The following is a 21,895-nucleotide window of genomic DNA, read 5'->3' as shown; positions in this document are numbered from 1 at the left end:
CGGGCGCAGGGGGTGTTGACACGGACGCGCGGCCTTTCTATTCTGTGAGCGCTCACAGATCCTTCGGGGTCTTTTTCTTGACACTGTTCTGTGCACGTTCACAGAGCGGATGAGAACGAGGCCCGAGATCGGAGCAACACCGTCGTTGATCGTTCCGAGAGGATCGCTGTGAGCATCACCCCCGTCACCCGCACCGCACCCGAACTGGTGCGCGGCTTCCCCGCGGGTCACGTGCTGCTCGGTTGCGACTACAACCCCGAACAGTGGGATGCGAACGTCTGGCGCGATGACGTGGCACTGATGCGCGAACTCGGCGTCGACCTCGTCGCCATCAACATCTTCGGCTGGGCCCAGCTCGAGAAGCAGCCCGGCGAGTACGACTTCACAGCGCTCGACGAGGTCATCGGTCTGCTCCACGAGGCAGGCATCCGTCTGAACCTCGGAACCGGGACGTCGTCGGCACCACCGTGGCTCTCGCGCATCGAGCCGTCGATTCTCCCTGTCGACGTCGACGGCGTGACCGCGTGGCCCGGCGGCCGCCAGGCGTGGTGCCCGAGTTCGCCGGTGTTTCGCGAGCACGCGCTCGCGCTGGTCGACCGTGTCGCCAAACGATACGGCGAACACCCCGCCCTTGCCCTGTGGCACGTGTCCAATGAGCTGGGCTGCCACAACGCGCACTGCTACTGCGACACGTCGGCCCACGCCTTCCGTCGCTGGCTCGAGGCCCGTTACGGCACCATCGACGCACTCAACCACGCATGGGGCACGGCCTTCTGGAGCCAGCGCTACAGCCAGTGGGGTGACATCTTGCCGCCGCGACGTACGCGCTCGGCCGGCAACCCCGCGCACGCCCTCGACTTCCGCCGATTCAGCTCCGACGCCCTTCTCGACTACTACCGAGCCGAGCGCGCGGTCATCGAAAGGCACTCGTCGGCACCCATCACGACGAACCTGATGGTGACCGCGCACATCCAGACGCAGGACTACTGGGGATGGACGGACGACCTCGACCTCATCGCCAACGATCACTATCTCGATCACCGCCTCTCCGACCCGATCGCCGAGCTCGCCTTCAGCGCCGACCTCACACGCGGCCTCGCGGGCGGCGACCCGTGGATGCTCATGGAATCGTCCACGAGCGCCGTCAGCTGGCAGCCGATCAACCACACGAAATCAGCCACTGAGCTACAGCTCACAGCCCTCACCCACGTCGCCCGCGGAGCCGACAGCATCTGCTTCTTCCAGTGGCGACAGTCGCAGCGCGGCGCGGAGAAGTTCCACTCGGCGCTGCTGCCGCACGGCGGCACCGACTCCGAGGGGTGGCGCTCGTCAGTCGCGCTCTCCGGCATGCTCGACCGCCTGGACGAGGTTGTCGGCAGCCGCGTCGAGGCGCGCGTGGCGATGGTGTTCGGCTGGCAGCAGTGGTGGGCGGCCGAAGGAGAGTCGCACCCGACATCCCTCCTCCGGTACCTCGACGAGGCACACCGCTACGCCCGCGTGTTGCGCGCCCTCGGCGTCACCGTCGACATGGTGCGGCCCGGGGACGACCTCGGCGACTACGCACTCGCCGTCATGCCCACCTTCTACGCTCCGAGCGATGCGGATGTGCACGCCATCCGCTCCGCGGTCGAGGCGGGAACGAGCATCCTCGTCACCCCGTTCAGCGGTATCGCCGACGAGACCGATGCCATCCGCCTCGGGGGCTACCCGGGGGCGTTTCGCGAGCTGCTCGGCATCACCATCGACGAGATGCGCCCCCTGGCAGCCGACAGCGCCGTGCGTCTCGAGAGCGGAGCGGAAGGCAGCATCTGGACCGACAGCATCCGTTTGTCCGGCGCCGGCTCTCACGACACCTTTGCGACCGGCCCCACCGCCGGCTCCCCCGCGATCACGCGGCAGACCCACGGCGCCGCCACCGCGTGGTACGTCGGTACGGTGCTCGCGGATGAATCTCTCGCTCGCCTCCTCACCGAGGTGTGCGAGTCTGCCTCGGTCCCTGTCACCGAGGTCGGTCCCGACGCAGACCTGGTGGTGCGTCGGGGCCCCCACCACCGGTACACCTTCGTGATCAACCACGGCTCCGAGCCGATCACGAGCCCGGTCGCCGGCATCGACCTGCTCACCGCCGAGACGATTGTTGCGGGACACCCGGTCGGCGCCGGCCACGCCATTGTCGTGCGCACCCCCCTCACCGATGAGGAGGCGAAGGAGAACTGATGAGTACCGACGCTCCCACCAGAGGTAAGGCGAAATCGCGCGCGGTGCGTCACCGCGGCGCGCTGCTCGTCTTCCTCGCCCCCTTCGGCCTGTTGTTCACGCTGTTTTACATCGTGCCGATTCTGTATGCGATCTATCAGTCGACGCTCGTCGTCGAGCGTGACGGGACGTTTGGCGCGGCACGCCAGGTGTTCGGCGGGCTCACCCAATACATCGCGGTGTTCCAGAACGACGCCTTCTGGCAGTCCATCGGCCGCGTCATGCTGTTCGGCATCGTGCAGGTGCCGATCATGCTGGGGCTCGCCCTCTTGCTCGCCCTGTTGCTCGATTCACCGCTCGTGCGCGGCGCGAAGTTCTTCCGGCTCGCATTCTTCGCGCCGTACGCCGTTCCCGGCGTCATCGCGGCCATCATGTGGGGCTTCCTGTACTCACCGAACCTCTCGCCCTTCACCGATGTCACCCGGGCCATTCCATTCCTCTCGGGCGAGCTCGTGCTGTGGTCGATCGCGAACGTCGTCACCTGGGTGTACGTGGGCTACAACATGCTGATCATCTACTCGGCGCTGCTCGCGATACCGCAGGAAATCTACGAGGCGGCACGGCTCGACGGAGCGGGACAAGCACGGATCGCGTGGTCGATCAAAATTCCCCTCGTCGTCCCCGCGCTCGTGCTCACCGGAATCTTCTCGATCATCGGAACGCTGCAGTTGCTCGCCGAACCGCAGGTGTTCCGCAGCTTCACCTCCACGGTCACGAGTGACTTCACCCCGAACCTGCTCATTTACTCGACGGCATCGGTGCCGAACGTGTCTCTCGCGGCGGCCATGTCGGTCGTGCTCGCCCTGACCACGTTCATCCTCTCGTTCACCGTGTTGAAGCTCACCCAGCGGAGGACCCAAGCATGAGCGCCCCGACCGCTCGCGCCCGCACGAAGGGCCGCAGTTCCGTACAGGAGTCGATCGCGTCGCGCGTGCTCGCCATGGCCGTCATGGGGATCGCGACGCTGTACTTCCTCACCCCCATCTGGTGGCTGTTCGTCGCGTCGACGAAGACCCGTGGACAGTTCACGACGACGGCCCCGCTGTGGTTCGCCGACTTCAACCTCTTCGAGAACATCCAGGCGCTGTTCGACTACCGCAACGCGGTCTTCCTCCGCTGGCTGCTGAATAGCGCCCTGTACGCGGGCCTCGGTGCCGCCCTCGCCACGCTGTTCGCCGCCATGACGGGCTACGCGATCGCCAAGTACACGTTCTGGGGCCGCAACGCCCTGTTCAATGTGATCTTGGGCGGCGTGCTGGTGCCGGCGACTGCCCTCGCGCTGCCGCTGTTCCTGCTCTTTAGCCAGATCGGGGCAACCAACACGTACTGGGCCGTCTTCCTGCCGAGCCTCGTCAGCCCGTTCGGCGTCTACCTGTCCCGCATTTACGCGGCCGCGAGCGTGCCCGACGAGATCATCGAGGCCGCCCGCATTGACGGCGCTGGCGAGGTGAAGACCTTCTTCACCGTGTCCACCCGGATGATGGCTCCGGCACTCGTCACGATCTTCCTGTTCCAGTTCGTGGCGATCTGGAACAACTTCTTTCTGCCGCTGATCATGCTGCGCGACGAGGCGCTCTTCCCCGTGACCCTCGGGCTGTACGTCTGGAATACCCAGGTCAGCCAGATCCCCGATATCCGTGCCCTCGTGATCATTGGGTCGCTCTTGTCGATCATCCCCCTCATCATCACGTTCCTCGGGCTGCAGCGTTTCTGGCAGTCCGGGCTGGCGAACGGCGGGCTCAAGTGAGCCCGACAGCCGGCGAACCCGCGGCGGGCCCCCTGCGCCCGACCCGCACCCCCACCACCAAGAGAAAGGAAACCCGCATGGCGATCTCCCGCATCGCGCGCACCGGGGCCATCGTGGCCGCGGCAACGCTCGCGCTCACCGCCTGCTCGACCGGCACCGGAGGCGACGGCGCCGCTGGTGACTGCGCTCCGAGCGACGGACCCGTCGAACTGACCTTCACCAGCTGGCTGCCCGGCGTCGAAGAGGCCGTGGCCATCTGGAACGAAGAGAACCCCGACATTCAGGTCAACGTGCAGACCGGCCCGAACGGCCTGGGCGGCACGTACCAGAACTTCTTCAACCAGCTCGCCGCTGGCAACGCGCCCGACCTCGGCCAGATCGAATACGACGCGATGCCGAACTTCCGCGTGCAGGACGGCCTCGAGAACATTGCCGCCTGCGAGGGAATCCTCGACGCGCAGAGCCAGTTCGTCGACTGGACCTGGAGCCAGGTCACCTTCGGCGAAGAGGACGCGGTGTGCGCGATCCCGCAGGACACCGGCCCCATGACCATGTTCTACCGCGCCGACCTGTTCGAAGAGGCCGGTATCGACGTGCCGACCACGTGGGACGAGTACCGTGCCGCGGCTGAAGCGATCCGTGAGGAGGGTGGTTACATCACCAACTTCTCGCAGAGCGACATCAACCAGTTCGCCGGCTTCGTCTGGCAGACCGGTGGTCAGTGGTTCTCGAACGATGGGGACGAGTGGCAGGTCAACCTCACGGGCGACGAGTCGCTCATGGTTGCCGAGTACTGGCAGGGCCTGCTCGCCGACGACCTCGTTTCGGCGAACCCGCCGTGGACCGACGAGTGGAACGCCGCGTTCAACAACTCCGAGGTCTGGACCTGGGTGTCGGCCGTCTGGGGTGCGAACACCATCCTCAGCGGCGCTCCCGACACCGCCGGCAACTGGGCTGTCGCCCCGATGCCGCAGTGGGAGGCTGGCGCCAGCGCTGCCGGTAACTGGGGTGGCTCTACCACCGCTGTGCTGAAGGGCTCTGACCACCCGTACGAGGCGGCACAGTTCGCTCTGTGGTTGAACACCGACGCTGACGCGCTCACCGCCATGAACCGCACCGCCCAGATCTACCCGGCGACCATCGAGGGTGCGAACCTTCCGGTCTTCGCCGAGGGCGTCGAGTTCTACGGTGGCCAGGAGATCTACCAGGTGTTCGCCGAGGCCGGCACCAACGTCGACCCCAACTTCGTGTGGGGCCCGACGATGACGCAGGTCTACAACGACGTGGCTGACGGCTTCTCGGGAGCCATCTCGGGCACCGGTACGCTCATGGACGCGCTGACCGCCGGTCAGCAGTCGACCATCGCGGCCCTGCAGGCAGCGAGCATCCCGGTCCACGAGTAAGCACCATCACACTCCATCACCTCCGTGCCGCGGGTGTCAGCGTTCTGCTCGACGCCCGCGGCACGGGCGTGCCCCGCCTCATTCACGTCGGCGCCGATCTCGGTGACCTCGACGAGTCGGCCCTCATCTCCCTCGCCGCCCCGGCGGCGATTCCGCCGAGCTCCCCCGATCACGCGGTCGTGCCCTCCCTCATAGCTAACCGCTCCGAGGGCTTCGCCGGCTGGCCCGCCGCGCAGCTCCGCCGCGCATCCGCTCCCGCGTCGCGATTCGCCACCCGCTTCGCGACGCGGGCGGCCCAGCGAGACGCGGCCACGAGCATCCGCGTTGTCGTCGACGCTCACGATGACGACGGCGCATTCGCGACCGTCGAATGGATGCTCGCCCTCTCGAACGAGAGCATCGTCACGATCCAGCTCACCGCCGCCGCTCACGCGCAGCCCGTCGAGGTGGCGAGGCTCGCGGCGACCGTGCCGGTGCCCGCCCGCGCGAGCGAGCTGCTCGACTTCACGGGCCTGTGGGCCTACGAGCGCCGCCCCCAGCGCACGCCTGCCCGGGACGGCCTCATGCTGCGCGAGCAGCGCCAGGGCCGCCCCGGCCACGACAGCCCGTTCCTGACGATCGCGGGCACCCCCGGCTTCGGCTTCCGGCACGGCGAGGTGTGGGCGCTGCACCACGCCTGGAGCGGCGACAGCGTCACCGGCCTCGAGAGTCTTGCCACGGGAGACCGCCGCCTCCTCGCGGCCGAACTGCTTGAGCCCGGCGAACTCGTGCTCGCGGCCGGCGAGAGCTATACCGCCCCCGAGACCGTCATCGCCTACTCGGCATCGGGGCTCGACGGCCTGAGCGACCGCTTCCACCCGTACGTGCGGCGCCTCACCCCTCCCGCCGAGCGCCCCCTCGTGCTCAACACCTGGGAGGCCGTCTACTTCGACCAGTCGCTCGAGCGCCTCACCCCGCTCGTTGAGGCGGCGGCCGAGGTCGGCGTTGAACGCTTCGTGCTCGACGACGGCTGGTTCACCGGCCGCACCGACGACAAGCGCGCCCTTGGCGACTGGACCGTCGACGAGTCCCGCTGGCCCGACGGCCTCACCCCGCTCATCGCCGAGGTCACCGCCCGCGGCATGGAGTTCGGCCTGTGGGTCGAGCCCGAGATGGTCAGCCCCGAGAGCGAGCTCGCCCGTGCCCACCCCGAGTGGGTGCTCGCCGGCACCGCGGCCGACGACTCGGGGGCGAGCGTTCCCCCCACCTGGCGCTGGCAGCACACCCTCGACCTCACCTCCGACGGAGCCGCCGACCACGTGTTCGCGGCCCTCGACGCGTTGCTCACCGAGTACCCGATCCGCTTCCTCAAGTGGGACCACAACCGCGCACTGCACGCCGGTTCCGCCGCCGCCCAGACCCGCGCGCTCTACGCGCTCCTCGACCGGCTGCGCGCCGCGCACCCCGACGTCGCGATCGAGTCGTGCGCGTCGGGCGGCGCCCGCATCGACCTCGGCATCGCTCGCCGCGTGCACCGCTTCTGGACCTCCGACACGAACGACGCGCTCGAGCGCCAGTCGATCCAGCGCTACACGGGCATCCTGATGCCCCCCGAGCTGCTGGGCGGGCACGTGGGCTCGGGCCGGGCCCACATCACGGGCCGCACGCACGCACTCTCGCTGCGCCTCATCACCGCCCTGTTCGGCCACGCGGGCATCGAGTGGGATCTCACCCGCGCCACGGCCGAGGAGCGCGCGCAGGTCGCCGAGTGGGCGGCCCTCTACCGCGCCGAGCGCGCGCTCCTGCACGGCGGGCGCACGATGCGCACCGACGAGGCGGGCGATGACCGCCTCGTGCACGCGGTCGTCGATACGGATGCGGACCGCGCGCTGATCGCGCTGGTCCAGCTCACCGCATCCCCCGTCGCGACGCCCCCACGCCTGCGCCTGCCAGGGCTCGGCACTGACCGCGTCTACCGACTCGAACCGGTCGAGCTCGGCACGCCTGCGCACGTGGTGCAGGACGCCCCTCCGGCGTGGTGGCGTGCCGGGTCAATCGAGCTGACGGGCCGCACTCTCGCCGAGTTCGGGGTGCCCGTGCCGCTGCTCGCGCCCGAGCAGGCGATCCTTCTCCGCGCGACTCGAACTTGATCGTGAAATGTATTGAAGGTCGAAAAGTCGAATCCCGCTTGTGGCCTGTCAAAGCCGCGAAATCGCGGCGATGTTGCTAAACGCAAATGCAATTCGTGCAACTGCGAAAAGTAACATAAAACCGACCGGGGTGGCGCCTGTCACGGACAGCCACCAAAGACCCACCGGTACAAGGATGAGATAGATTAGGATTAGCCCTCGAATACCAACTGGGGCGCCAAATCGGACCTTGGCATACGAATACAAGACTCCCGCCCAGGGCTCAGCGAGAAACTGAACAAATAGAAGCACCGTGAGAAATGGCCAGTATTGGCCAGCCTGGCCCGAAAGCCCGTAAATGATAATTGCGAGAACTGAAAACGAGAGATAAGGGTAAGCACTCAGCGGCACATACCATAGCCAGGGCGATCGAACAACACCATCGCCAAACTTCGACAATTCGACGCGCGCAATCGTAATTCCAACTTGCTTCAATGGGACTGCGGCAGCACGCGCAAAAGCGACTGCCACTGCGACAACATCACCAGTTGCGGGTGAAACCCCTGCAGCAATTGTTTGTGCGACAAGAAAAATGCCGACAAAGACTACAGCATCTAGGGCCGCGAGGAGGCGCTCCGATAGCTGGGAAAGGTTCGACGACATCTTTACCTGCAGAGTGAGGCCTGTTTTCCGGCGCAGGCGAAGTGTACGCCACAGAAGCGTACCCACTACAGCAAGAGCTTGAATCGATCCATAAACAAGGATCGAACCCAGTAAACTCGGAAACATGTCTGTGGCAAAAGCAACTATCGCCCCAATTAATGTAAGGGCACCCTGAATAATCGCGGAAGCGAGGTTCTCACCACTGCGATCAGCCGCCTGAAAGGCGCCGTTCAGAAGGGCGTTAAACGGCGTTGCGAGCAGCACTGGAACCTGGGTGAGGGCGAGCCACCAGATAATTTGGGCGGGTGCAACGTCAAAAAACACAAACAGCATTGTTATCAGTGCAAGGACAGGCAAGGAGATGGCCGAAAAAATGGTTGCATAGCCCGCATTGAGCGCAAATGCCGCCGTTCGATCCTCTCCGGCCCTGCGCGCCAGCATAAGGTCTCGCGTCGTGCAGATCATGACGCCCACACCGATCACCATTCCGAGGCCAACCAAGGAAGCCATGACGCCAATTAACGCGGCTGCGCCCACAATTCCAGAGGATTCCGCAAGCAACACGGCGATTGCCGCGACTGCCTGCGGAATAAGCGCGGCGACTACCAGTGGTGCAGACTTGATAATCGCGAGTCTTGGAACAGAATGCGCACTCATTCTTTAAGCGCTTTCACATTGTCACGAGAAACATCAATACGCAAGAGAGATCCCCCCACTTTGTCGAAGTAGCGCTTTCCTTGGACGAGATCAACCAAATGTTCGAAACTTGCAGAATGAACCGCTTTGGAAAAGCAGGTCACAAAAAGATTTGACTGAGAACGAACCACGGGAAGGTCCCATCTAACGAGTTCTCGGACGAGTTGGTCCGCGAGTTCACTCCTTTCCCTTTCGAAAGCCGACAACAAGTTCCTTCCGTGCTTTGAGGCGAGAACCGCCAGCACGCTAACCGAAAAAGCATCCCAAAACCGCGGGTCTTGCTCGGGAGAATCGGATGTCCCTCGAAGTGCGACGACACCACCAAGCCGAGATGCGGCCAGGCCGGCTGTCTTCGAAAGCGTGAAAACTGTCGGCACGCCTTTGGCTGCGAGATTGGCCGAATTGAGCGCAAATTCCGGGCTGAAAGGGTTAGCGTACGCCGCGTCAACTACCAGATGCGCGTGCCCGAAAAGGCTAGGGTCCAACGCGCTCGTCGCTCCGATAGTAAACGGATTGCCCGGCTCCGTGACAACTACCAAATTGTCCTCTCGCAGGGGTCTCGTCCCCTGAAGTTGATCAATCGACGCGTATTCTTGTATGCCAAGACCCAGCCGTTTTGCGATTCGTGCGTAGCCCGGGTAGGACCACCTAGCACAATGAATTTGTTTAATCGAAGCGTGTCTCACCAACTGCAACAGCGCATCCTCGGCACCGCGTGTGTATGTCGTGCGGACCATTGGATTTTGTGACCACGGAAGTGAAGCCTCAACCTCAGCGGGAAGCGTGGCGTACTGATGCCATTCGATACGAGTCAGTTGTTGCACGACAGCTTCCACAAATTCTTGACCGAGGCCAGAATCTGGCAAGGCAAACGTCACTCCCTCGGGCGCTCGAAGCCGAAAATCAAGAGTGTTGTGGTGTGTGGTCACAGTGCAAGTGCGCTACTGATCTTGCGATGCTGACCCAAAGCCCTCCACGCTGATCCTCTTGCGAGTTCTACTTCCGGAACTTCCGTGCGCCCAAGTTCATTCACTTCGTCGAGGGTGTAATTCATTTGTTCCATCAAGAAACGCGTTACCGTCCACATCGAAGATCGCTCCTCATCAAACTCTCCAAAGTTCTGGACGTAATCCGGTATCGATTGAACAAACTCTCGGATGAATTCCTCATCACCCACGCGGTCCGCGTACTCATCCGGCATTATTGAAGCATGGTGCAAATATCTCCCTCCAGGCATAGCTGTACATAATGACATGTAGGACGCTGTCTGAAGGATTAGTTCATGCCAAATAGTATCGACTTCTGGCGTTACCGCAATGCGTCTTCCTGGCGTCGCGGACGTGATTACGAGAAATTTCAGACACTCAACAATCTGCGCATCCAGCAATTCTCGCTCGCGATCATCGATACGGTCAAACAAGTGCTGTACATATGATGGGTGAAGCGCAGGCAGCGATTCTACTCCTAGATCCTTGGGCTAACGATTTGAGGTGGTGGGATGGTTATTGCCATCACACCACCAGGAATCACGTAACTTCGGCGCAGCAATCCATCTCGACTGCGCGAATCTCGGCGAGCTTTTCGTTCTTGATCTGCTCAATCAGCTTTTCCATGACAACCCTCCCTTCGTTCATGAGTCAACAATACCTTTCCGGTCCAGCCCTGCGGGCCCTGTGGAGAAAATATGATTTTGGTTCTCATTCGGTGAATTGCTGCGTGACCGCGCCCCACACTGCGCCTCACTAGACTTGCGCGCGCACTTCTCTCCCGAGGGAGACTGTGAACCGCTGTCCGGTGCATCGCGCGGATAGTCCGGGGACACACGGGCACGGCTCGCGGGACGACCGCAGCACGGCTAGTGTGCCTTCGCGACCGCGTGCGCAATCAGGTGCGTAAACAGGAGGCGCACATCACGGTGTCGCCCAAGAGACGGTTGCTGTCGACATCAGCTGGCGGCGGGTTGTCTGACGCGCTACAGATCTTCTGCCTGTGGCCGTTGCCAACACAGGCGAGGGGGCATCGGCCTTCGATGCTCAAGTGGGGCCGTTTTGGTTCGAGGTTGTGTCAGTTCAGCTTCGTGGCGAGGGCGCGATGCATACGTCGTTCGTGTTTTGAGGGGCGCGTGTGCACTTCCGGATGCGAGGGTTTGGCTAAAGCCTCTCGGCATGTTCGTCAATCCAGGTTCGGAAACGGCGGAACAGAGTTGACCGGGGCCCAGCTTCTTGAGCGGCGATGGGCCAAGTCAACGGAGCGGATCACTGCGCGGATCGTGATGCAAAGCTGGGAGTGCGACGCGTGAGCGCATCTGATGAGTCAGCCGCGGTGGAGTCTTCTTGATCACCGGATCGGCGCGTGAATACGACCCGCGTGTGTTCATCGATCGCAGCGTGAACGTAGTGATCACCGACCGCGCGCCCGTCTATTCGCCTCGACCATAAACCCGCCGTCCGCCGACACCGTCAGGAATCCCGGCAACCTTCTTGATGTCTGCATGCAACACCGAGGGTGATCCAGCTGCACCCGCTGGTTCGCGCATGGCCGAAAAGGAGGAGACACCGCTGTTCATCGAATCAACATCGTGAAGCAGAGGCGCCCTGGCCTGCCAAGACGCGCACCACGGTCGGGTGACGTCCCCTGGGGTGGTGTAATTCTCGGGCTCGAGTGTCGCGTCGTTGACGTGGTGAGCCATCGTGCGATGGTCAGGGAGAACTGTCTAGGAATCTCACGAAAGGACACATACGCACGATGGCTCTTGACCAGTCTGCCCTCCTCGAGTTGCTCGGGGAACTTAAACTCACCGATGTCACCGACCGAATCCGGGTTGCGACCGAGACGCTCTATCAGGAGCTGATCGATGCCGAAGCGGCTGCGTTCATCGGTGCCGCCCCGTTCGAACGCACTCCGGATCGTGTCACGCAACGCAACGGCACCCGCCCGCGCACCCTTGCGACCACTGCGGGCGAGTTGGAGTTGCGGGTTCCGAAGCTGCGGCAGGGGTCGTTCTTCCCGTCGCTGCTGGAGCGGCGCCGCCGAGTCGATCAGGCCTTGTTCGCGGTCGTGATGGAGGCCTACGTTCACGGCGTCTCGACCCGCAAGGTCGACGATCTAGTGAAAGCGCTCGGCGCTGACACCGGCATCTCCAAGAGCGAGGTGTCGCGGATCTGTTCGAACCTGGACGAGGACGTCGCCGCGTTCCGAGACCGGCCACTGGCCGACCAGGCCTACCCATACGTGTTTCTCGACGCGACCTATTGCAAAGCCCGCGTCGGCCGGCGGGTGGTCTCCCAAGCCGTCGTCGTCGCGGTCGGCATCGCCGCCGACGGGCGCAGGGAAGTGCTCGGTTTCGAGGTGGGAGACACCGAATCGCAACCGTTCTGGACCACGTTCCTGCGTTCGTTGAAGGCTCGTGGGCTTGCCGGGGTGAAGCTGGTCATCTCCGACGCCCACACGGGTTTGATTGCCGCGATCGAGACCGTGTTCCACGGCTCGTCCTGGCAGCGATGCCGGGTCCACTTCATGCGCAACGTGTTGGCGAACGTGCCCAAGACTGCAGGCCCCATGGTTGCCTCGATTATCCGCACGATCTTCGCCCAACCCGACGCCGAGCACGTGAACACCCAGTTCGACGAAGTCACGCGCATGCTCACCCGCTCCCACCCCAAGATCGCCGACATGCTCGAGACCGCGCGCGAGGACCTGCTCGCCTTCACCGGGTTCCCGACCGCGCACTGGCGACAGATCTGGTCCACCAACCCACTGGAGCGGGTCAACAAAGAGATCAAACGCCGCACCGATGTCGTGGGCACCTTCCCGAACCCTGCCGCGCTACTGCGCCTGGCCGGGCACGTGTTGATCGAGCAACACGACGAATGGGACGGCGCCGACCGCCGCTACTTCAGCGAACACTCCATGAAACTCCTCAACGCAACAGAACAGGAGGTGGCGATCCCGGAACTGAACGCGGCATAATCACCAAAAGCTGATCCCGCACGGTGTTGAGAAACTCCACCACTCAGAGGGACGTCACCCACGGTCGAAGCGGGAAGCCTGATCTGCAGGGCCAATTTGATTGAGAAACGCTTGCCCGACTTGCGCGCGATGAGCACTGGCGCTCCCTCGCAGGCACGAGCACGGTGTGTGTAGTTGCCGACGACACTTGGCCAGTCGAACAGAACCGCTACACCGGCCTGATGAAACCTGCGCCACCACTTCCACGCTGTGGTGCGCGAGGTTCTCATCCCGGTGTGGCTCCCCCACCAGACGCCCTGCCACACTGCGTTGGACCGAGATCGACCTGCCGACAGGCGTCAGCCGGGCTTCACCGTGAGAAATGAATATTCGCCGCACGAGAGACAACCTTGACAGCTCTACCCGGCCCGGAGTTCCATCCTCATGTCAACAAGAGCCAGAAAGGGGACACCTAGACCTGCAGCGCATAGAGCGCCACGGCGGCAGCGGCTGCCACGTTCAGCGAGTCGACCCCGTGCCCCATGGGGATCGTGACGACCGTGTTGGCGGCGGCCAGCGCGCGCCGGGACAAGCCATCACCTTCCGACCCCACGACGACCGCGACTCGCTCCGGCGCCGCGGCCGCGTACTCCCGCAGACCGACGGCGTCGTCGGCGAGCGCGAGGGCGACAAGCTGGAAGCCAGCCTCCGTGAACAGCGCGCGTGCCGCATCCCATTCGGGCAGACGGGTCCACGGCACCTGCAGCACCGTGCCCATCGACACGCGGACGCTGCGACGGTAGAGCGGGTCGGCGGCATCGGCGGTCACAAAGACGGCGTCGGCGCCGAGGCCCGCGACCGAGCGGAAGATCGCCCCGATGTTCGTGTGGTCGACGACGTTTTCGATGACGACGACGCGGCGGGCGTCGCGCAACAACTCCGCAGGGTCTGGCAGCGCGGGCCGGTGCATGCTGGCGAGCGCCCCGCGGTGCAGGTGGTACCCGGTGAGTTCTTCGAGCAGCGCCGGCGCCCCCACGTACACGGGCACGTCGTGGCCCTCTAGTAACCGCGAAAGCTCGGGCAGCCAGCGCTCCGAGGTGAGCACGCTGCGCGGCTGGTGCCCGGCGGCCAGCGCCCGCCCGATCACGGTGAGTGATTCGGCGAGGTACAGCCCACCCTCGGGCTCAATCGCCCGGCGCAGCGCCACGTCGGTGAGCCGCGCGAAGTCGTCGAGCGCCGGGTCGTCGAGGGTCGTGAATTCGCGAACGTCCACCCCATCCCCCATCTATGTCCTCCGCCCTGCGCATCCGGCGAGTCGGGCCGTCATGACCTGGCAATCAGCCTCGGGAAACATATCCGAAACCGAACGCGTTTACGCTGACGAGCATCCGCGCGATTCGGAGTACCCGTGACGAGCACCGCACCCGCCCTCGCCCTCGGCGACGAGGCCCTCGCTGAGCTTTCCCGCGCCACCGAGCTGCTGAAGGGCCGCCGCATGGCCGTCTTGACGGGTGCGGGCGTGAGCACCGACTCGGGCATCCCCGACTATCGCGGTGCCGGCGCCCCCGTGCGCACGCCGATGACCTTCAGCCAGTTCCTCGCCGACGAGCCGTACCGCAAGCGCTACTGGGCGGGCAGTCACCTCGGCTGGTCGCGATTTGCGACCTCCCGCCCGAATTCCGGTCATCGGATGCTCGCCGAGCTCGAACACGCCGGTCTCGTCACCGGCGTGGTCACCCAAAACGTGGACGGTCTGCACGTGCGCGCCGGTTCCCAGCGTGTCGTCGACCTGCACGGCTCGATGGATCGCGTGGTGTGTCTGCACTGCGGTCAGGCTTTCTCGCGCGACGCGGTCGCGGAGCGCATCAGCGCGCTGAACCCGTGGTTCGACGAGTCGGCGGCCAGCCGCATCAACCCCGACGGCGACGCTGAGGTTGACGACGTGTCGCGTTTCGCGATCCCCGAGTGCACGGTCTGCGGCGGCACCCTGAAGCCCGACATCGTGTTCTTCGGCGAGTTCGTGCCGCCCGTGAAGTTTGAGGAGGCGCGCAGCATCGTCGCCCGCGCCGACGCGCTCGTGGTGCTGGGGTCCTCTCTCGTCGTGAACTCGGGCGTACGCCTCGTGGGACTCGCGCAGAAGCGGCGCATCCCCGTCGTCATCGTGAACCGTGGAGTAACCAAGGCCGATGCGCGCGCGGCCATTAAGATCGACGCGGGCACTTCGGAGACGCTCGCGCTCCTCGGCGACGCGCTCCTCGCCTGACCGGCGCCGCCGAGATCCGGCCGCGCGGAAAGGACCGATGACCGTCTTCGCGCTCGTGCGCCACGGAGAGACCGACTGGAACCGCGCCCGCCGCATTCAGGGCGCGACCGACATCCCACTGAACGATCTGGGCCGCGAGCAGGCGGCGGCCGCTGGGCGGCTGCTGGCCGGGCGCGCCTGGAGTCGCATCGTCGCCTCTCCCCTGTCGCGCGCATCCGAGACCGCGCAGATCATCGCCCGTGAGATCGGCTTCGGCGATATCGAGCACGATGCGGCGTTCGTTGAGCGCAACTACGGCGAGGCCGAGGGTCTCACTGGGATCGAACTGGATGCGCGGTTTCCTGAGGGCGTTAAGGTTCCCGGCCTCGAGGCCCGCGAGGCCGTGGCCGACCGCGTCATTGCAGGCCTGCACCAATTGGCGGATGCGCACCCCGGCGAGGCGATCATCGTCGTCGCGCATGGCGGCGTCATTCGCAGCGTGCTCGAGACCGTGGCACCGGGGCGGCACCGCGAGCCGATCACCAACGGCTCGATCCACTCGTTCCAGCACGCCGATGGCGGGCTCGAGCTCGTGCTGTTCAACGACCCGCTCGACGAGCAATCAATCTTCCCGTACGCCGACGACTACGACGAGCAAAACCCTCTCGCTCACCGCGAGAGCGAGCGCGAGGAGGGCTGATGGCTCCCTCCGGCCTCGAGCGCTTCCGCGCCGCCACCGTGCACCTCGACCTCGACGTGCGCCGCATGCCCGACTCGACGCACACGGCGGCCGAGGCGGCTGCGGTGCTCGGCGTCGCCGAGGGACAGATCGTGAAGTCGCTCGTGTTCGTTGCCGTCCGGGACGGTGCCGACGCGGGCCACGAGGTGGCCGAGCCGATTCTCGTGCTCGTGCCCGGCGACCGACGCGCCGACCTCGCCCTGCTCGCGCAGGCGACCGGGGCGCGCATCGAGAAGGCGGATGCGCGCACGGTGAAATCGGCGACCGGCTTCTCGATCGGGGGCGTTCCGCCCATCGGCCACCCGCATCCCGTGCCCACCTGGATCGACGCCTCGTTCGACCGGTTCGACGTGCTGTGGGCGGCGGCAGGCAGTGCCTACGACAACTTCTCGCTCACCCCGGCCCAGCTCATCGAGTGGTCGGGCGGCCGCGTGGCGGCCGTCTCGTCCTAGAGGCCCGTCCCGCGCGTCCGCCATGATCCCGCAGGATCGCCGCGTTGGTTGGGTCGTCGTGCCGCTGCTTCTCGTCGGCGCGATCGCCTTCGTCTCTCTGCCGCTGCTCGCGGGAGTCGTCGTGACGGCGCTCGCGCCGGGCACGGGCGACCTGCGCATCAGCTCAGGCTGGGCGCTCCTGCACTTCCGGTGGATCTTCCCCGCACTGTACGTTGTCTCCGTTCTGGACGATGTTCTTGTCCGTGCCGCCGTCGTACTGGGCGCACCGCGCCCGCTGGCGCACATCCTCGGCTCAGTCTCCGTCGTCATCGCGCTCGCGGCGATGTACTCCGTGTTCTTCGAGCACCCCAGCGGCGCGGTGGTGGCAACCCTCGTCGGCCTCGTGCTGCTCGTCATCTTCCCGCGCATCCTGCCGCTCCAGCCGACGGATGCACGGACCGACGGTGCCGGCGAGAACAACGACGACGGCAACGGCAACGGCGACGACGGCGACCCGAGGTCTTAGCGGAGTAACCGGAGCTAGTCGTGACATAGCTGGGCGTAGCGGCGGCGTCTACTCGCAGACCGCGGGCGTAGCGCAGTACAGTCAGCCATGGCCCGCACCACCGCACGTCGCACCGTGGCTCGCGCGGGGACACTCGTCGCCCTCGCCCTGATTGCCCCGCACCTCGCCGCCTGCTCCACGGTCGCCGCGGACGACACGCTCGGCGGGCCCGGCCTCCCCGTTCAGTTGCCCGGCGAGTCGTACACCGGCGATGCGATCGACGTTGACGCGCGCCTCATCGTCGGCGACGAGGGGTGCTTTCGCCTGAGCGCGGCGGGCCGCGATCGCTTCGTGATCTGGCCCGCGGGCTTCCGCATGGAGGGCGATGTCGTCATCACGCCCGACGGCGAGCAGATCGAGTCGGGAGACCCCGTCGCGGGCCCGGCAACGCTCATGCCGATAGACGACCTCTTCGCCATTGAAGGACCGGACGGCTATTGGGCCGCGACCGCGGGTTTCTGCCTGACCGGCGAAGACGCGATCATCGTGCTCGACGCCGTCGACCCCTCGTCGTAGTCATCGCGGCCGCTAGCGGCGCGACGCAGCCATTTCTCGCAGAAGCTTTTCGAGCACGGCCGCACTCGCATCCCAGTCGAAGCGCGCCGCCTCGGGGGGAGCAGCGGCGCTGCGTCTCTCCCACTCCCCCGGCTGGGTCAGCCGGCGTACGGCTGCGGCCAGCTCCTCGGCGTCGTCGACCGGAAAGTACAGGGCGGTCTGGCCGCCGATCTCGCGGAAGATCGCCGTGTCGGCGACCACGATCGGCGTTCCGCGCCCCATCGCCTCGACGAGCGGAATGCCGAAGCCCTCCTCGCGCGAGGCGTGCACGAGCGCAGTGGCCCGGTCGAGAAGGGCAGCGTACTCCGTGTCATCGACTCCGTCGTGCACCACGAGCGAGCCGGCGGGCGCCGCGGCGGTGAGCCGATCGCGTTCGGCGGCAGGGATGCGGCTCAGCAGGTGCAGGCGCGCGCCCGGCAGGTGATGCAGCGCCGCCACGAGCGTGTCGACCCCCTTGTACGGCATGAATGAGCCCATGTAGACGAGCTCGACGCCGTCCGGCCGCGTGCGTTCCCGCGCAGGCACAGCATCGGCCGCGTTCGGCACGACCGTGACGGGGCGCCGCGTCAGCCGGTGCCGCGCGATGAGGGCGCGCGTGGTCTCGGAGACCGTGACCACCGCATCCGCCCGATTGAGCAGCAGCCGCTGCGGCCACCACGCGAGGTGGTAGAGCCGCCAGAGCAGGCGCACGGGCGCGGGCAGATCGCGCGGCGGCGTGCGGTGCGTGTAGTAGATGAGGTCGTGCACGGTGAGTGCGAGCGGGTAGCGGCGGCCGAACGCGCCCATCGTCTGCATGGGGCTGAACACGACATCGGGGGCGAGCCGGTTGACCTGCAGGGCGACCAGGGGTTCGCGCGCGCTCGTCGGGCTCGAGATGAGTGTGTGCGGCAGTTCGGGCAGCATCGTCAGCTGACGCTCGTCGCTCACGAGCATCACGAGCTCGTCGTCGGGCCCGAGGCGCCGGGCCAGCGCGGCCGTCAGGGACGCCGTGAAGCGGCTGATGCCGTCGTGCCGTTCGAGCCGGGTGTAGCGGCAGTCGACGGCGACCCTCACGCGAGAAACTCCGCGATCGCGGCGGCCGCCTCGGCCGGCTTTTCGTAGTGAATCAGGTGCCCGACGTCCGCGACCTCGACGAGACGCGCATCCGGGAATCGCGTCACGAGGCGCCGCTGCACCTCGATCGGCGTGATGTCGTCGCGGCGTGCCGCCACCAGCAGCGTGCGCGGAGTGACGCGCTCGGCGAACTCAGACACGTCGTGCGACACGGATGCGCGGAACGCTTCCAGCAGCATGTCGCGGTTCGCGAACCCCGAGAAGTAGCGGTCGTGCTCGGCGTGGATCCAGCGGCGCAGGCCCTTATCGCGGGTCTTCGCCATGGTGACGCTCATGACGCGGGTGATGAGGCGGCTGCGCAGCACGGCGAAACCCGGCTTCTCGGGCAGCACGGCGCCGAGTCGGTAGAACGCGACCGCTCCGCGGGTGAGCAGGCCGCGCGGGCCCGACAGCGCCGGGGCGCCGATCGGGTTCACGAGCACCACGGCGGGTGTCGGGGTGCCCGCCGCCACCGCAGCGCTCACGACGATCGTGCCAAACGAGTGCCCGAGCAGCACGGCGCGGCCGGTGAGACCCTCGGCCTCGAGGAAGGCGGCCAGCCACGCTGCGTAGCCGTCGATGTCGTGTGCGCGGTCGAGGAACGGCGCCGACTGCCCGAATCCGGGCAGATCGGGGGCGAGGATGCGCAGCTGCGGAAGGCGCGCCACCACCGGTTCCAGCCCGTGATGGTCGCCGCGGAAACCGTGCACGACGACGAGGGTGGTCGCCGCATCCTCCGGACCGTATTCGACAAGGTGGGTGTGGGCGCCGAGCACCTCAACGGCTCGCTCGCGGCGTGGAACGGCGGCGAGCAGCGCGGCGTGCGGGGCTGGGGTCGACATCGCGGCCCAGTCTATGGCGCGGGCACTGCCGAGAACGGCTCGTGAAACGGCGGCCCCGCGCGCTCGAAACGGTTCGAGGTGCCGTCTACAGTGGGGTGTTGACCCACCCCGCCGTTTGTCTAGGAGCGCTGTGAACTTCACCGCACCCATCACCCTTCCCGGGCTCACCCTCGACCCGCAGTGGCACCGCCGCAGCGTCTTCTATGAGGTGATGGTGCGCTCGTTCGTTGACTCGAACGGCGACGGCACGGGTGACCTTGCCGGCCTGATCTCGAAGCTCGACTACCTGCAGTGGTTGGGTGTCGACGCGCTGTGGTTGCCGCCGTTCTTCCAGTCGCCGCTGCGCGATGGCGGCTACGACGTCAGCGACTACCGCGCGATCCTGCCCGAGTTCGGCACGATCGACGAGTTCCGCGAGCTTGTGACGAAGGCACACGAGCGCAACATGCGCATCGTCATCGACCTCGTGATCAACCACACCTCCGACCAGCACCCGTGGTTCCAGGCCTCGCGCAGCGACCCCGAGGGCCCGTACGGCGACTACTACGTCTGGAGCGACACCGACGAGAAGTACGAAGACGTACGCATCATCTTCGTCGACACCGAAGAGTCGAACTGGGCATTTGATTCCGAGCGCCGGCAGTTCTACTGGCACCGTTTCTTCTCGCACCAGCCCGACCTGAACTTCGAAAACCCGAAGGTGCACGACGAGATCTTCGACGTCGTGCGGTTCTGGGCCGACCTCGGGGTCGACGGTTTCCGCCTCGACGCGATTCCGTACCTCTACGAATCCGACGGCGGCACGGGCGAGAGCGAGCCCGAGACGCACGCCTTCATCAAAAGGCTGCGCCAGATGGTCGACACCGAGTACCCGGGTCGGGTGCTGATCGCCGAGGCGAACCAGTGGCCGCACGAGGTCGTTGAGTTTTTCGGCACCGACGACGAGCCTGAGTGCCACATGGCCTTCGACTTCCCCGTCATGCCCCGCATCTTCTACGCGCTGCGCAGTCAGCAGGCCACCGAGTTGCAGCGCCAACTCTCGGAAGAGACGAACGCGCCGGAAGGCTCTGCCTGGGGCGTCTTCCTGCGCAACCACGACGAGCTCACGCTCGAGATGGTCAGCGAGGAATACCGCCAGGCGATGTACGGCTGGTACGCCTACGACCCGCGGATGCGCGCCAACATCGGTATTCGTCGCCGTCTCGCGCCGCTGCTCGACAACTCGCGCGCCGAGCTCGAACTCGCCCACGCGCTGCTGTTCAGCCTGAACGGCAGCCCGTTCCTCTACTACGGCGACGAGATCGGCATGGGCGACAACATTTGGTTGCCCGACCGCGACAGCTCGCGCACGCCCATGCAGTGGACCCCCGATCGCAACTCGGGCTTCTCGCACGCAGACCCCGGAAAGCTCTACCTTCCCGTCGTGCAGTCGCTGGTCTTCCACTACAACCAAGTCAACGTCGAGACCCAGCTCGCGCAGCCCCGCTCGCTGCTGCACTGGGTGCGCAACGTCATTCACGTGCGCAAGGCCCACCCGGCGTTCGGCCTCGGCACGATCCGCGTGCTCGAGACCAACAACGAGTCGGTGCTCGCCTTCGTGCGCGAGTACGAGGGCTCTGGCTCGCCAATGGGCGATCGCCCCGAGCGCGTGCTGTGTGTGTTCTCGTTCGCGCACAACCCCACCTCGGCGACGATCGATCTCGGTTCGCCCGACGCGAATGCCGAGCTGTTCGACCTGTTCGGCGGTGCAAAGTTCCCGACGGTCGACGCCGACGGCACGGTCACGCTGACGCTCGGCACCCAGAGCTTCTTCTGGCTGCACATCGAGCGCCCCGTGGCTGGGGCTGCCGGTGTCGGTGTCGGTGTCGGTGGCCAGGCGTAGCCTGCGCCCATGAGCATTTCTGCCCCGGCACTCGCCGTCTTCGACCTCGAGACGACCGGCGTCGACGTGACGACGGCCCGCATCGTCACGGCGTTCGTCGGCGTCCTGAGCGCCGACGGCGCGCTCATCTCGAGCCGCTCGTGGCTTGCCGACCCGGGGGTAGAGATTCCCGCGGGCGCTGCGGCGATTCACGGTGTGACCACCGAGCGCGCTCGGGCGGAAGGGCGCTCAGCCAGCCTCGTCGTGCGCGAAATCGTCGACGAACTCGCCGCACGCGCAGCCGACGGTCTCCCGCTCGTGGTCTACAACGCGCCGTACGACCTGACCCTGTTGAGACACGAAGCGAAGCGGCATCACGCCGGGCCGTTCGTGTCACCGCCGCTCGTCATCGACCCGCTCGTCATTGACAAGGCCGTCGACCGATACCGCAAAGGCAAACGCACGCTGGAGGCCGTCAGCGCCCACTATGGCGTCACCCTCGACGGCGCACACGACGCGAGCGTCGACGCAATCGCCGCGGGCCACGTCGCCCGCGCGCTCATCGAGCGGTGGGCCGACGATCTGCCGGGTACGCTCGCCGAACTGCACGCGCAGCAGGCCGTGTGGCACCAACAACAGGCCGACAGCTTCGAATCGTGGATGCGCGCATCCAAAGACCAGAATTTCACCGCCGATCGCGGCTGGCCGCTGCGGCACTCGTCGTAGCGCTTTTCGCGCATCCGTCCG

Annotated in this window: 20 protein-coding genes; 14 read left to right on the top strand and 6 right to left on the bottom strand. The window is 65.9% G+C overall.

Annotated features, from left to right (window positions below; all coding sequences use genetic code 11):
- Positions 1–168 precede the first annotated feature (168 nt).
- The 5 genes from CPY97_RS07430 to CPY97_RS07410 all read left to right on the top strand — a co-directional run bounded on the left by CPY97_RS07430 (position 169) and on the right by CPY97_RS07410 (position 7,535).
- Positions 169–2,217, top strand: a complete 2,049-nt coding sequence (locus tag CPY97_RS07430) for a beta-galactosidase (protein ID WP_197702214.1) — start codon at positions 169–171, stop codon at positions 2,215–2,217.
- A complete protein-coding gene (locus tag CPY97_RS07425; RefSeq protein WP_096421504.1) occupies positions 2,217–3,122 on the top strand; it encodes a carbohydrate ABC transporter permease in 906 nt (301 codons plus the stop codon). The genes CPY97_RS07430 and CPY97_RS07425 overlap by 1 nt, the downstream gene beginning before the upstream one ends.
- Positions 3,119–4,003, top strand: coding sequence for a carbohydrate ABC transporter permease (locus CPY97_RS07420; RefSeq protein ID WP_197702213.1), 885 nt, complete (start codon positions 3,119–3,121; stop codon positions 4,001–4,003). The genes CPY97_RS07425 and CPY97_RS07420 overlap by 4 nt, the downstream gene beginning before the upstream one ends.
- A 77-nt stretch (positions 4,004–4,080) precedes the next feature.
- Positions 4,081–5,406, top strand: coding sequence for an ABC transporter substrate-binding protein (locus tag CPY97_RS07415; protein ID WP_096421502.1), 1,326 nt, complete (start codon positions 4,081–4,083; stop codon positions 5,404–5,406).
- Positions 5,407–5,474: 68 nt separating this feature from the next.
- A complete protein-coding gene (locus CPY97_RS07410) occupies positions 5,475–7,535 on the top strand; it encodes an alpha-galactosidase (RefSeq protein ID WP_231923876.1) in 2,061 nt (686 codons plus the stop codon).
- Positions 7,536–7,583: 48 nt separating this feature from the next.
- Here CPY97_RS07410 and CPY97_RS13275 read toward each other — a convergent pair whose 3' ends face one another.
- The 3 genes from CPY97_RS13275 to CPY97_RS13265 are packed head-to-tail and all read right to left on the bottom strand — an operon-like array spanning position 7,584 to position 10,074.
- A complete protein-coding gene (locus tag CPY97_RS13275) occupies positions 7,584–8,834 on the bottom strand; it encodes a hypothetical protein (RefSeq protein WP_150129222.1) in 1,251 nt (416 codons plus the stop codon).
- Positions 8,831–9,802 carry an aminotransferase class I/II-fold pyridoxal phosphate-dependent enzyme gene (locus tag CPY97_RS13270; protein WP_150129221.1) on the bottom strand — a complete coding sequence of 324 codons (972 nt, stop codon included), beginning with the start codon at positions 9,800–9,802 and terminating at the stop codon, positions 8,831–8,833. Before CPY97_RS13270 ends, CPY97_RS13275 begins: the two co-directional genes overlap by 4 nt.
- On the bottom strand, positions 9,799–10,074 hold the full coding sequence (locus CPY97_RS13265) for a hypothetical protein (protein WP_150129220.1): 276 nt from the start codon (positions 10,072–10,074) through the stop codon (positions 9,799–9,801). The genes CPY97_RS13270 and CPY97_RS13265 overlap by 4 nt, the downstream gene beginning before the upstream one ends.
- Positions 10,075–10,155: 81 nt before the next feature.
- Between CPY97_RS13265 and CPY97_RS13450 the strand changes: the two genes are divergently transcribed.
- Together CPY97_RS13450 and CPY97_RS07405 are read left to right on the top strand one after the other, a co-directional pair.
- On the top strand, positions 10,156–10,308 hold the full coding sequence (locus tag CPY97_RS13450; protein WP_161494096.1) for a hypothetical protein: 153 nt from the start codon (positions 10,156–10,158) through the stop codon (positions 10,306–10,308).
- A 1,310-nt stretch (positions 10,309–11,618) separates the two neighbouring features.
- Entirely contained in the window at positions 11,619–12,842 is a 1,224-nt protein-coding gene (locus tag CPY97_RS07405; protein ID WP_096420758.1) for an IS256 family transposase, read from the top strand.
- A gap of 451 nt (positions 12,843–13,293) precedes the next feature.
- On the opposite strand, the gene CPY97_RS07400 is transcribed toward CPY97_RS07405, so the two are convergent.
- Positions 13,294–14,094, bottom strand: a complete 801-nt coding sequence (locus CPY97_RS07400; protein ID WP_231923875.1) for a TrmH family RNA methyltransferase — start codon at positions 14,092–14,094, stop codon at positions 13,294–13,296.
- Between the two features lie 135 nt (positions 14,095–14,229).
- Here CPY97_RS07400 and CPY97_RS07395 point away from each other — a divergent pair, with 135 nt between their 5' ends.
- From CPY97_RS07395 to CPY97_RS07375, 5 genes are all read left to right on the top strand, one after another.
- Positions 14,230–15,084: a Sir2 family NAD-dependent protein deacetylase gene (locus CPY97_RS07395; RefSeq protein WP_231923874.1), complete on the top strand. Its 855-nt coding sequence runs from the start codon at positions 14,230–14,232 to the stop codon at positions 15,082–15,084.
- Between the two features lie 37 nt (positions 15,085–15,121).
- Positions 15,122–15,763: a histidine phosphatase family protein gene (locus tag CPY97_RS07390; protein WP_096421496.1), complete on the top strand. Its 642-nt coding sequence runs from the start codon at positions 15,122–15,124 to the stop codon at positions 15,761–15,763.
- Complete coding sequence (locus CPY97_RS07385; RefSeq protein WP_096421494.1) at positions 15,763–16,254, top strand: YbaK/EbsC family protein; 492 nt, start codon at positions 15,763–15,765, stop codon at positions 16,252–16,254. The genes CPY97_RS07390 and CPY97_RS07385 overlap by 1 nt, the downstream gene beginning before the upstream one ends.
- A gap of 22 nt (positions 16,255–16,276) precedes the next feature.
- Entirely contained in the window at positions 16,277–16,759 is a 483-nt protein-coding gene (locus CPY97_RS07380; protein ID WP_096421492.1) for a hypothetical protein, read from the top strand.
- 87 nt (positions 16,760–16,846) lie between these two features.
- The gene (locus CPY97_RS07375; RefSeq protein WP_096421490.1) at positions 16,847–17,314 is read left to right on the top strand and encodes a hypothetical protein; all 468 of its coding nucleotides are present in this window, start codon (positions 16,847–16,849) and stop codon (positions 17,312–17,314) included.
- Positions 17,315–17,326: 12 nt separating this feature from the next.
- Here the strand turns inward: CPY97_RS07375 and CPY97_RS07370 are convergent, their stop codons facing one another.
- The gene (locus tag CPY97_RS07370) at positions 17,327–18,406 is read right to left on the bottom strand and encodes a glycosyltransferase family 4 protein (protein ID WP_096421488.1); all 1,080 of its coding nucleotides are present in this window, start codon (positions 18,404–18,406) and stop codon (positions 17,327–17,329) included.
- The gene (locus tag CPY97_RS07365) at positions 18,403–19,287 is read right to left on the bottom strand and encodes an alpha/beta fold hydrolase (protein ID WP_096421486.1); all 885 of its coding nucleotides are present in this window, start codon (positions 19,285–19,287) and stop codon (positions 18,403–18,405) included. Before CPY97_RS07365 ends, CPY97_RS07370 begins: the two co-directional genes overlap by 4 nt.
- Positions 19,288–19,417: 130 nt before the next feature.
- On the opposite strand from CPY97_RS07365, the gene treS reads away from it, so the two are divergent.
- Both treS and CPY97_RS07355 read left to right on the top strand, forming a co-directional pair.
- Positions 19,418–21,169, top strand: coding sequence for a maltose alpha-D-glucosyltransferase (treS, locus tag CPY97_RS07360; protein WP_096421484.1), 1,752 nt, complete (start codon positions 19,418–19,420; stop codon positions 21,167–21,169).
- Positions 21,170–21,178: 9 nt separating this feature from the next.
- Positions 21,179–21,874 carry a 3'-5' exonuclease gene (locus tag CPY97_RS07355; protein WP_096421482.1) on the top strand — a complete coding sequence of 232 codons (696 nt, stop codon included), beginning with the start codon at positions 21,179–21,181 and terminating at the stop codon, positions 21,872–21,874.
- Positions 21,875–21,895 lie beyond the last annotated feature (21 nt).

Source organism: Microcella alkaliphila, from assembly GCF_002355395.1.
In the GTDB taxonomy this organism is placed as follows: domain Bacteria; phylum Actinomycetota; class Actinomycetes; order Actinomycetales; family Microbacteriaceae; genus Microcella; species Microcella alkaliphila_A.
This window is presented reverse-complemented; position numbering and strand designations above follow the sequence as displayed.

Bases quoted from the DNA above. Each gene is read 5' to 3' on its own strand.
- CPY97_RS07425 (WP_096421504.1), top strand. From the start codon at position 2,217: ATGAGTACCGACGCTCCCACCAGAGGTAAGGCGAAATCGCGCGCGGTG.
- CPY97_RS07420 (WP_197702213.1), top strand. From the start codon at position 3,119: ATGAGCGCCCCGACCGCTCGCGCCCGCACGAAGGGCCGCAGTTCCGTA.
- CPY97_RS07415 (WP_096421502.1), top strand. From the start codon at position 4,081: ATGGCGATCTCCCGCATCGCGCGCACCGGGGCCATCGTGGCCGCGGCA.
- CPY97_RS13275 (WP_150129222.1), bottom strand. From the start codon at position 8,834: ATGAGTGCGCATTCTGTTCCAAGACTCGCGATTATCAAGTCTGCACCA.
- CPY97_RS13265 (WP_150129220.1), bottom strand. From the start codon at position 10,074: ATGCCGGATGAGTACGCGGACCGCGTGGGTGATGAGGAATTCATCCGA.
- CPY97_RS13450 (WP_161494096.1), top strand. From the start codon at position 10,156: ATGCCAAATAGTATCGACTTCTGGCGTTACCGCAATGCGTCTTCCTGG.
- CPY97_RS07405 (WP_096420758.1), top strand. From the start codon at position 11,619: ATGGCTCTTGACCAGTCTGCCCTCCTCGAGTTGCTCGGGGAACTTAAA.
- CPY97_RS07390 (WP_096421496.1), top strand. From the start codon at position 15,122: ATGACCGTCTTCGCGCTCGTGCGCCACGGAGAGACCGACTGGAACCGC.
- CPY97_RS07385 (WP_096421494.1), top strand. From the start codon at position 15,763: ATGGCTCCCTCCGGCCTCGAGCGCTTCCGCGCCGCCACCGTGCACCTC.
- CPY97_RS07380 (WP_096421492.1), top strand. From the start codon at position 16,277: ATGATCCCGCAGGATCGCCGCGTTGGTTGGGTCGTCGTGCCGCTGCTT.
- CPY97_RS07375 (WP_096421490.1), top strand. From the start codon at position 16,847: ATGGCCCGCACCACCGCACGTCGCACCGTGGCTCGCGCGGGGACACTC.
- CPY97_RS07365 (WP_096421486.1), bottom strand. From the start codon at position 19,287: ATGTCGACCCCAGCCCCGCACGCCGCGCTGCTCGCCGCCGTTCCACGC.
- CPY97_RS07355 (WP_096421482.1), top strand. From the start codon at position 21,179: ATGAGCATTTCTGCCCCGGCACTCGCCGTCTTCGACCTCGAGACGACC.